2 protein-coding genes are annotated in these 3580 nt (G+C 41.5%); one reads left to right on the plus strand and one right to left on the minus strand.

The genetic code is table 11. The features are described 5' to 3' along the window. Positions 1–652 precede the first annotated feature (652 nt). The gene (locus H5183_RS21110; RefSeq protein WP_182732652.1) at positions 653–1000 is read left to right on the plus strand and encodes a four helix bundle protein; all 348 of its coding nucleotides are present in this window, start codon (positions 653–655) and stop codon (positions 998–1000) included. Positions 1001–1099: 99 nt separating this feature from the next. Here the strand turns inward: H5183_RS21110 and H5183_RS21115 are convergent, their stop codons facing one another. Then, positions 1100–2479 (minus strand): MBL fold metallo-hydrolase RNA specificity domain-containing protein, encoded by a 1380-nt coding sequence (locus H5183_RS21115; protein ID WP_182732651.1) that lies wholly within the window; start codon positions 2477–2479, stop codon positions 1100–1102. Between the last annotated feature and the right edge of the window lie 1101 nt (positions 2480–3580).

Raw genomic sequence — 3580 nt, forward strand, 5'->3', positions numbered from 1 at the left:
GTAGGAGCCGGCTTTAGCCGCGAAAGATTTTAAAGGTTCTAGGGAAGTGGCTAGGTGTTAGGCTTAACTTTACTTTCTCGGTGTAGCGCGAAGCGCCTCGGTGCTCTCGGTGGTAAAAATTGTTTAATTGATTTATTCACAAAGATATTAATGAACACGCGTCAGCAAGCTTAACGCCTACAGTGTTAAATTGTATTCAGGTGTTTAATTACGTGTAGGCGAGTGGCTTGCCACCGCGAAAAGGTTAAAGGTGTTAGGTGTTAGGTGTTAGGTTTTAGGTAGAGATTAAACCAAGCACAGTGTTAGGGTTAAGAGTCGGCGGGGCTTTATGCCGCGGGTTTAAAAACTCATGGCTAAAACCATTTCCTATAGGGGGTAAATTTATCGTAGGAGCCGGCTTTAGCCGCGAAAGATTTTAATTGATTTATTTATAAAGGTGTTAATGAACACGCGTCAGCAAGCTTAACGCCTACGGTGTTAAATTGTATACTGGTGTTTAATTACGTGTATGCGAGTGGCTTACCACCGCTAAAAGGTCAAAAGTGTTAGGTATTGGGTGTTAGGTAGATATTAAGAGCAAAAAATTTAAGGTTGTATTTTATTAAATAAAAACTAAGCTCAAAATAAATTACTGTTAAGGATAATAGGCATGATGAACTTTGAAAGCTTAGAAGTGTGGAAACGAGCTGCTCGTTTAAGTGCAGATATCTATAAAAATTCAACAATAACAAAAGATTTTGGTTTTCGAGATCAGTTAACACGTGCCGGATTGTCTGTACCTAGTAATATTGCTGAGGGAATGACACGAGATAGCGATAAAGAAAAAGTGCGCTTTTTAGATATTGCTCGTTCTTCTTTAGCTGAAGCTAGAACACAAATTTATATAGGTATTGATATAAACTATATTGATTCGAATATCGGTCAACTTTGGCTGTGTGAAACATCTGAGTTATCAAAAATGCTGTCGAGCTTAATCTCTAAAATTAAAGAACGAATCTGAGACGTTTAAATTGTTTAAGTTTTTTAATTACCCACACTGATTTTATAGTTATTTTTGATAAAACCTAAAACCTAAAACCTAAAACCTGACTGCCCCCCCTCATTTTCCAATCTCAACATTCACCTCATCTCCTAGTATTTCTTTGTATTTTGCTGCTAGCGCATTTTTGGCGTTATCATCACCGTGCACTATTTTTATATGGCTGGGCTTTTTACGCATACCTGTTACAAATTTTATTAAGCCGTTTTGATCTGCATGAGCACTGTAGCCGCTGATTGTGTGTACTGCTGCGTTAATGGTGATTTTATGGTCATTAATATGCACATAACCATTACTTGGTCCATAGGTTTGAATATCTCGGCCGAGCGTGCCACGGCCTTGGTAGCCAACAAAAATCACATCGGTAGTTTCATCAGGTAAAAATCGCTCTAGATAATTCACAATTCGCCCGCCGGTGCACATGCCACTAGCGGCAAGAATAATCGCGGGTTGTTTGCGTTTGCTTAGGTAATTAATTACGGCAATATGCTCTTGGTGGCTGTCGATAGTATGCAACTGCGCAAAGTTTAATGGATGACGACCTTTGGCTAAGCGTTTTTTTGCTTCATCGTCCCAGAGAGTTTTAAATTTTCGATACTCTGTGGTGAAGTTAGCTGCCATAGGGGAGTCCACAATGACTTCTATGCTTTGCCATGGCGAATTTTTAGCTGCGTTGTGAATTATTTGCTCCAGTTCGTACAGTAACTCTTGCGTACGGCCAATGCTAAACGCTGGCACAAGTACAATGCCATTATCGGCAACGGCTTTTTCAATCACCTTTTTCAGTGTTTGCGTGCGTTCTTTTCGGCCTTGATGGTTTTTATCACCATAGGTTGATTCGATCACTAAAGTATCGGCTTTGTAAGGCGCTTTGGGGGAAGGCAGTAGCGGAGTATGCGGCGCTCCTAGGTCACCAGAAAATACTACGCGATGGGAATTTCCCTTGCTAGTTTTAGTTTTTATATCTATTTCAACATAGGCGGACCCTAAAATATGCCCGGCACGCTGTAAGCGAGCTTTCGCGATGGGCTTGTTACTGGTGGTTGGTAAGTCAAACCAGGTATTAAATTCGATAGCGACAATATGCTTGGTAAGTAAGCTTAAACAGGCGTTAATAATTTTTTGATCTCGCGTTACACCGACTTTAAGTGCATCTTCGATCACTAATGGCAATAGACTTGCCGATGCCTTCGAGGTAAAAATAGGGCCAGTGAAACCAGCAGCAAATAAGTAAGGTATGCGGCCAACGTGGTCAATATGACAATGCGTAACAATCAGCGCAGTGACAGTAGAGATATCAAAGTCGATAGCTAAACTTGGCCCTGCGTCTTCCCCTTGAAAAAGTCCACAGTCAATTAACACCGATGAATGTTGATCATAATCTAACTGATGGCATGACCCCGTAACCCCATTCACCGCTCCATGATGGGTAATTTTCATGGTTGATCCTTGTTGATTAAATTATACAAATTAGAAACAAGGTTAGGATAAAAAATGTCAAATTAAAAGGTTGAAGAGAGAAGGTTAGAGGTTTTAGGCTCTAGGGAAGTGACTAGGTGCTAGGAAGACAAAGGTATTAGGTTTTAGGGAAGTGACTAGGACCTATAGCCTAAAACCTAGTTCCTATGTTTTAAATGTGGCTCCGTGTTGGTGCGTCAGCAAGCTTAACGCCTACGGTGTTAAAGTTTACTTTGATGTTTAATCACTTACTTGTAGGCGAGTGGCTTGCCACCGCGATATTCAATATTGTTATGGTGTTGGTGCGACAGCAAGCTCAACGCCTACGGTGTTAAGGTTTATCTCGGTGTTAAATCACTTGTAGGCGAGTGGCTTGCCACCGCGATATTCAATATTGTTTCGGTGTTTATGCGTCAGCAAGCTCAACGCCTACGGTGTTAAGGTTTATTTCGGTGTTAAATCACTTGTAGGCGAGTGGCTTGCCACCGCTAAAAGATTAAAGGTGCTAGGAAGACAAAGGTGCTAGGGAAGTGACTAGGACCTAGAGCCTAAAGCCTAGCTCCTATATTTTAAAGCGTAGGCGCGGCTTTATGGCGCGGGGATTATAAAATTCATGGCTAAAGCCATTTCCTACAGGGTTTAAATTTATCGTAGGAGCTGGCTTCAGCCGCGAAAGAGTTTAAAGGTGCTAGGCTTAACTTTACTTTACTTTCTCGGTGTAGCGCGAAGCGCCTCGGTGCTCTCGGTGGTAAAAATTGTTTAATTGATTTATTCATAAATGTGTTAACGAACACGCGTCAGCAAGCTCAACGCCTACGGGTGTTGCATTTTACTCTGGTGTTTAATTAATAGCTTGTAGGCGAGTGGCTTGCCACCGCTAAAAGATTAAAGGTGCTAGGAAGACAAAGGTGCTAGGGAAGTGACTAGGACCTAGAGCCTAAAGCCTAGCTCCTATGCTTTAAAGCGTAGGCGCGGCTTTATGCCGCGCGGTTGTATTGAACCATCAGTCATTAGATTTCAGGTGTAGCTAATCTCTGCCTTTAACCTAATACCTAATACCTAATACCTAATACCTAATACCTA

The sequence above is a fragment of the Pseudoalteromonas sp. SR44-8 genome, from assembly GCF_014163635.1.
GTDB lineage: Bacteria > Pseudomonadota > Gammaproteobacteria > Enterobacterales > Alteromonadaceae > Pseudoalteromonas > Pseudoalteromonas rhizosphaerae.

Coding starts and splice junctions, on each gene's coding strand:
- H5183_RS21110 (WP_182732652.1), top strand. CDS start 653: ATGAACTTTGAAAGCTTAGAAGTGTGGAAACGAGCTGCTCGTTTAAGT.
- H5183_RS21115 (WP_182732651.1), bottom strand. CDS start 2,479: ATGAAAATTACCCATCATGGAGCGGTGAATGGGGTTACGGGGTCATGC.